A 6,208-nucleotide genomic window follows, 5' to 3' on the forward strand; every position below is an offset into this window, starting at 1 on the left:
CGACGGGGGGAGACACCACCAGATTGGGAGTTGCCTGGGACCGCAACGGCGCTAGAGTGTGCCTTTTGCCATGAAAAAGGAGCTTTCATGACCATCAACTCCAACCTGTTTGTTCTCTTCATGCTGCTGCTGATGATCGTCGTCGGCGTGGTGGCATGGCGACTGGCCCGGCGCAAGAGCCGCCACCCGGGGCTTGTCACCTTCCTGTGCGTGCTGCTTTGTCTGTTCCCGCCCGTCGCCCTGCTGGCCTTGCTTGTGCTGGCGCTGTGGCGGGATATGCCCGTCAGGACCTGATGTTTGCCTGCACGTGAAAGCCCCTTGCGGGGCTTTTTTACTTGGAATGTCCTGCGCAGCAGGTGGCCGGTTGGAAGGGGCAAGATCGGGTGATGGCCCTACCTGCCGAGGTCAGCGATCCGAGCATGGGCCTCGCGCATTCCCTGCTCCGCCCCGTGGGGGCGCAGATCCATCCCCTCTGCGTAGACGAAGTCCACCGGGATGCCCATCAGGCCGAGCACGGACTTGAGGTAGGGGGTGACCGCATCTGTCGTCTGTCCTTGATGCACGCCGCCGCGGCTGCTGAACACCAGGGCGTTGACCCCCTCCACCAGCCCCATGGGGTAGGTGTCGGTGTAACGGAAAGTCACCCCGGCCCGTGCCACCAGATCGAACCAGTTCTTGAGGGGTGTCGGTACATTGAGGTTGTACATGGGGGCGCCGATCAGCAGCAGGTCGGCGGCCTTGAGTTCGGCAATCAGCCGATCCGACAGCGCCACCGCCTGCCGGATGGCCTCATTGGCCGGTTCAGCCCCGCGCAGGGCGTGAAACAACGGGCTGTCGAGGACGGGCAAGTCGAGGGCGGTCAGGTCGCGCACCACCACCTGGTCCTGATGGCCCTGCTCCCGGCGTGTTTGCAGGAAGCGCTCCATCAACTGGTTGGTGCGGGATGCGGGGCCGTTGAGGCTGGATTGCAGCAGCAGGATCTGGCTCATGAGGGGAACTCCATCTGAAACGTGTGAAGAATGAAGGGAGCTTACCAGTCATTTTTTTCCGCAGTACTGATAGTATTTCGCCATATTGGTTCCAAAAGGTATGCAATAGATGGCAAACACGCTCAACGGCATCGATCTCTTCGCCACCGTGGTGGAGGCGGGCAGCTTCGCCCAGGCGGCGGAGCGGCTTCACCTCACCCGCTCGGCGGTGGGCAAGGGGGTGGCGCGGCTGGAGCTGCGTCTCGGCGTGCAACTGTTTCATCGCACCACCCGCAGCCAGAGCCTGACCGAGGAGGGGGCGCTCTTCTATCGCCACTGCCTGCGGGCGCTGGAGGAGGTGCGTCTTGGGGAAGCGGCGCTGGCCAGCAACAAGCTCACCCTCAACGGCAGATTGAAGGTCTCCATGCCGGTGCTGTTCGGCCAGCAGTGCGTGGCCCCCATTTTGCTGGCACTGGCGAAGGCGCATCCCGGGCTGGCCCTGGAGCTGTCGTTCAGCGATCGCAAGGTGGATCTGGTGGAGGAGGGGGTGGATCTGGTGATCCGCAACGCAGAGCCGCCGGACAGCCTGGATCTGGCGGCGCGCAGGCTCGGGGAGCACGGCATGACGCTCTGCGCCTCGCCCGCCTATCTGGCCGAGCGGGGGGAACCTGTGACCCTGGCCGAGTTAGCGGAGCACGAGTGCATCGCCTATCTGCGCCAGGGGCGGGTGCTGTCGTGGTGGTGGCAGGAGGCCGAGGCATGGCGCGAGGTTCAACCCAGAGGGCGGTTGCAGATGGACGATCTCAACGCCATCACCCAGGCGGCCATCGCGGGCTTTGGTCTCGCCTGGCTGCCGACCTGGCTGGTGCGGCCTCACCTTGAGCGGGGCGAGCTGCGCGAGCTGCTGGCCCGATTGCCGGGTCGGCGCTATCCCATCAACGCCCTCTGGCCCCATGGTCCGCATCTGCCCCTCAAGACCCGGCTTGCCATCGACTGGCTGGCGAGCCGCCTGCCCGAGCAGCTGGCCAGCGTGAACGAGCCGGGTCATCAGCCCCAATGAAAAAGGGCCTGCTGTGACAGGCCCTTTTTCATTTTCTGTGGTTCCGAGGGTCAGGCCTCGGCCTTGTTCAGCCACTCCACCCTGTACTGGGCGCCGGCGCCCTGGGCCAGCTTGGCGCACAGGGGTTTCAAGAAGGCTTCGATCTGCTCGTCCAGCATCCAGGGGGGGCTGATGATCAGCATGCCTGAGCCGTTCATGCCCCAATCGCTGGTCTGGCCGGCCACTTCCAGCTCCGCTACCAGGACGTTGCCGAAGTTCTCCCGCTTGATCGCTTTGAGCATGTCGCGGGACTTGTCCGCCTCTTGCCCGAGGATGGGATACCAGAGGGCGTAGATGCCGGTGGCCCAGCGCTTTTGCGCTTTTTTAAGGGTATCGACCACGGCGAAGTAATCTTCCTTCAGCTCATAAGGGGGGTCGATGAGCACCAGGCCGCGGCGCGGGGTGGGGGGCAGCAGGGCTACCAGCCCCTCGAAGCCGTCGCGATGGTGGACGGCGACGCGGGGGTCGTACCCCATGTTGGCGCGAAGATCCTCCACCTCGTTGTTGTGCAGCTCCATCAGCGCCAGCTTGTCCTGATCGCGGATAAGGCGGCGTGACAGCTCCGGCGAGCCGGGGTAGTAGTGCAGCTGGCCATCGCTGTTCATCTCCTCGATGACACCCAGATAGGGGGCCATGGCAGACCACTGGGCCCGCTCATCCCACAGGCGTTTGATCCCGTCGGCGTATTCCGCCTTCTTCTGGGACCAGTCGCCGCGCAGGTCGTAGAGACCGCCACCGGCATGGGTGTCCAGCACGATGAAGGGTTTTTCCTTCTTCTTGAGGGACTCGATGATCAGGGCCTGGACGGCGTGTTTGAGCACGTCGGCGTGGTTGCCGGCGTGAAAGGCGTGGCGGTAGCTCAGCATATGAGATCTCTGAGGGGGCCCTGCTGGGCACCCAGTAACGATAGATAGTGAAACAGGTTGCGGCTGTCGCCGCGAAACAGGGCGAGGGTGCGCAGGGTCTGCAGCAAAACCCCCTGTTGCAGCCGCTCCAGCTCCAGTTCGTGGGCCAGCATGGTCTGGTACTCCTCGGCCCCCACCCGTGACTTGGCCTGCTGGCGCAGGGTGCGCCAGGGGAGCAGCACCGCCTCGGTCTGTACCAGGGCCGGTTGCAAGTCCGTGAGGTCGACCGGGATCCGGAGCAGGTCGAGGTGGTGCAGCAGGAGCGCCAGGTTGACGTTGCCCCCCTGGCTCTGTACGTGGAGCCAGTCCTGGCTGCGCTGGCCATAGGCGCCTGTGCTCCATGTCCAGAACTCGGAAGGGGTGGGCAGGGCGTCGGGGCTGACCCGCTCGCTGGCCATCAAGGCTTCATCACGCAAAGAAGGCCTGCTCCATGGTTTCCAGCTCTTCAGAGAGGCTCATCCACTCCAGCTCGACGTGCTCCAGCTCCTCCTTGAGGGGGCCCTGGGACTTGAGCAGCTCGGAGAGCTTGCCCTTGGCACTCTCTTCATAGATGGCGGGATCGGCCAGCTGCTCTTCCACCGCGGCCAGCTTGGCCTGCAGCTTCTCCATGCTGGCCTCGAGCTTCTCGAGCTTCTGGCGCAGCGGCCGGGTCGCTTGCCGGAACTGGGCCTCAAGGCGCTTCTGATCCTTGCGCGCCACCGCCGAGTTGGCGGAGACGGTGCCATCTGCCGGCTTGGCATTGGCCTCTTTCTCCTGCTCGCCGAGCCACTTGTGGTAGTCGTCGAGATCCCCATCGAAGGGCTCGACCCGGCCGCCGTGGACCAGATAGAAATCATCCGTGGTGGTGCGCAGCAGGTGACGGTCGTGAGAGACCACCACCATGGCCCCCTCGAACCCTTGCAGGGCCATGGTCAGGGCGTGGCGCATCTCCAGATCCAGGTGGTTGGTCGGTTCATCCAGCAGCAGCAGGTTGGGCTTTTGCCAGGTGATGAGGGCCAGCACCAGACGCGCTTTCTCACCGCCGGAGAAGGGGGCCACCTTGTCGAGTACCTTGTCGCCGTGAAAACCGAAGCTGCCGAGGTAGTTGCGAAGCTCCTGCTCGGTCTTGTCCGGCGCGAGGCGCACCAGGTGATCGAGGGGGCTGTCATCGAGGCGCAGGGTCTCGAGCTGATGCTGGGCGAAGTAGCCGATGCTCACCCCGGCGCTCACCTCCAGCTTGCCGGAGAGGGGCGGGTTGGAGCCCGACAGCATCTTGATGAAGGTGGATTTGCCCGCGCCGTTGCGACCGAGCAGGCCGATGCGCGAGCCCGGTACCAGGTTGAGCTTGATCTTCTCCAGGATCACCTTGTCACCGTAACCGGCGCTGAGGTTCTCCATGGCGATGAGCGGGGTCGGCAGGGCCGACGGCTCGCGAAACTCGAAGCTGAACTCGGAGTCGGCGTGGGCGGGCAGGATCTTCTCCATCCGCTCCATGGCCTTCAAGCGGCTCTGAGCCTGACGGGCCTTGGAGGCCTTGTAGCGGAAGCGGTCCACATAGGATTGCATGTGGGCCATCTCTCGCTGCTGCTTCTCGTACATGGACTGCTGCTGGGCCAGGTGCTCGGCCCGTTGCAGTTCGAAGTCGGAGTAGCCGCCGCTGTATTCGTTGAGTTTGCCGTTCTCGATATGGATGATGCGATTCACCACGGAGTCGAGGAAGTCGCGGTCGTGAGAAATGAGCACCAGCGTGCCCTGATAGCCCTTGAGCCACTTCTCCAGCCAGATGACGGCGTCGAGATCCAGGTGGTTGGTCGGTTCATCCAGCAGCAGCAGATCGGAGCGGCAGAGCAGCGCCTGGGCCAGGTTCAGGCGCATGCGCCAGCCACCGGAGAAGCTTCTGACCGGCGAGTCGAGCTGATCGCCGCCAAAACCCAGACCGTGCAGCAGCTCGGCGGCGCGGGCGCGAATGCTGTAGGCACCTATGGTATCGAGCTTGCCGTGCAGCTCGGCCACCAGCAGACCGTTGTCATCCGCCTCGGCCCGGGCGAGCTCGGCCTCCAGGGCGCGGAACTCCTTGTCGCCGTCGATCACGTATTCCAGGGCGGAGCAGTCCAGCGCCGGGGTCTCCTGGGCCACGCCGGCAATCTGCCAGCCGGCGGGCAGGCTGAAGCTGCCGTTGTCGATGGCCAGCTCGCCCCGCACCAGCGCAAAGAAGGTGGACTTGCCACAGCCGTTCTTGCCCACCAGGCCCACCTTGTGGCCGGGGTGTATGGTGGCGGACGCGTTGTCCAGCAGCGTGCGGCCGCCGCGGATCAGTTCGATTTGACTGGCAACTATCATGGATGGGTCTGCTTGGCTCGATTGAAGGAGAGAAACTGGCGCGGATCTTACGTGAAATGACACAAATTTGCACTTGAGGGCGGGGGGGATGGCTGCCGCCGGAAAAACGTGTCATAACAGAGACATCTGGGGGGCAGGAGGCTGACCATGTTGATTAAAGAGATCATGACGACCCGGGTTGCGACCGTTTCCATGGATGACAGGCTGAGCGTCATCAAGGAGATCTTCGAGCAGGCCCATTTCCGCCACCTCCTGGTGGTGGAGGAAGAGAAGCTGGTGGGGGTCATCTCGGACCGGGATCTGCTGCGTGCCATCAGCCCCTATCTGGACACGGATGCCGAGATGAACCGGGACACCGAGACCCTCAACCGGCGCGCCCACCAGATCATGAGCCGTGAACCCATCACCGTCTCCCCCGAACGCTCCCTGAAAGAGGCCGCCGGCCTCATGCTGGAGCACCAGATCTCCTGTCTGCCTGTGCTGGAGAACGGCGCTCTGGTGGGCATAGTGAGCTGGAAGGATCTGCTGAGGGTCATGCGCGGCTGGCAGCCGGTCTGACGGGGCGGGGAAGGTGTGCGGGGAGTCCGTGTCGCCCGGCAGGGCTTCCCTGCTTCTCGCTTTGCTGAAACATTAAACTGCATTAATCAAATATTTCAGTTCACTCATGTTGTAAAAGTGATTTTTGTGGTCATAAATTCTATCGATGTCATTTCATGTGACACTATATGTCGCGGCGTCAGCTCGAATTGACGCTTTTATAATTAATCGTTCGCCGCTTCAGTTCCCATCTTAAATACGAAAGGGGACTCCCTCCGACGTAGGTGGGAGGGGAATTTCGCCGGGGCGTCAGCCCCGCTGGTTTTGAATGTATTGCTTGATCACCTCCAACGGTGCTCCGCCGCAAGAGCCCGCAAAGT

The 6,208-nt window shown here is 63.2% G+C and carries 7 protein-coding genes and 1 pseudogene; 3 read left to right on the forward strand and 5 right to left on the reverse strand.

Annotated elements, in window-relative coordinates:
* The first annotated feature begins 87 nt into the window (after positions 1–87).
* Positions 88–294, forward strand: coding sequence for a hypothetical protein (locus tag ACNPAA_RS12215; RefSeq protein ID WP_302097690.1), 207 nt, complete (start codon positions 88–90; stop codon positions 292–294).
* Positions 295–392: 98 nt separating this feature from the next.
* On the opposite strand, the gene ACNPAA_RS12220 is transcribed toward ACNPAA_RS12215, so the two are convergent.
* Positions 393–989, reverse strand: a complete 597-nt coding sequence (locus ACNPAA_RS12220; RefSeq protein ID WP_139737355.1) for an FMN-dependent NADH-azoreductase — start codon at positions 987–989, stop codon at positions 393–395.
* A 109-nt stretch (positions 990–1,098) separates the two neighbouring features.
* Here ACNPAA_RS12220 and ACNPAA_RS12225 point away from each other — a divergent pair, with 109 nt between their 5' ends.
* Entirely contained in the window at positions 1,099–2,028 is a 930-nt protein-coding gene (locus ACNPAA_RS12225) for a LysR family transcriptional regulator (RefSeq protein ID WP_337984013.1), read from the forward strand.
* A 50-nt stretch (positions 2,029–2,078) separates the two neighbouring features.
* On the opposite strand, the gene ACNPAA_RS12230 is transcribed toward ACNPAA_RS12225, so the two are convergent.
* The 3 genes from ACNPAA_RS12230 to ACNPAA_RS12240 are packed head-to-tail and all read right to left on the reverse strand — an operon-like array spanning position 2,079 to position 5,291.
* On the reverse strand, positions 2,079–2,933 hold the full coding sequence (locus ACNPAA_RS12230; RefSeq protein ID WP_279956269.1) for a 23S rRNA (adenine(2030)-N(6))-methyltransferase RlmJ: 855 nt from the start codon (positions 2,931–2,933) through the stop codon (positions 2,079–2,081).
* The gene (locus ACNPAA_RS12235; RefSeq protein ID WP_045525673.1) at positions 2,927–3,388 is read right to left on the reverse strand and encodes a DUF2390 domain-containing protein; all 462 of its coding nucleotides are present in this window, start codon (positions 3,386–3,388) and stop codon (positions 2,927–2,929) included. Before ACNPAA_RS12235 ends, ACNPAA_RS12230 begins: the two co-directional genes overlap by 7 nt.
* Positions 3,381–5,291 (reverse strand): ABC transporter ATP-binding protein, encoded by a 1,911-nt coding sequence (locus ACNPAA_RS12240; RefSeq protein WP_102948407.1) that lies wholly within the window; start codon positions 5,289–5,291, stop codon positions 3,381–3,383. The genes ACNPAA_RS12235 and ACNPAA_RS12240 overlap by 8 nt, the downstream gene beginning before the upstream one ends.
* Positions 5,292–5,438: 147 nt before the next feature.
* On the opposite strand from ACNPAA_RS12240, the gene ACNPAA_RS12245 reads away from it, so the two are divergent.
* Positions 5,439–5,849, forward strand: coding sequence for a CBS domain-containing protein (locus ACNPAA_RS12245; RefSeq protein ID WP_041212425.1), 411 nt, complete (start codon positions 5,439–5,441; stop codon positions 5,847–5,849).
* A gap of 288 nt (positions 5,850–6,137) precedes the next feature.
* Here ACNPAA_RS12245 and ACNPAA_RS12250 read toward each other — a convergent pair.
* Positions 6,138–6,208 (reverse strand): annotated as a pseudogene (locus ACNPAA_RS12250) (IS200/IS605 family transposase); the annotation flags it as partial.

It is taken from the genome of Aeromonas sp. PS2Canimalfood6 (assembly GCF_048276795.1).
Classification (GTDB): domain Bacteria; phylum Pseudomonadota; class Gammaproteobacteria; order Enterobacterales; family Aeromonadaceae; genus Aeromonas; species Aeromonas caviae.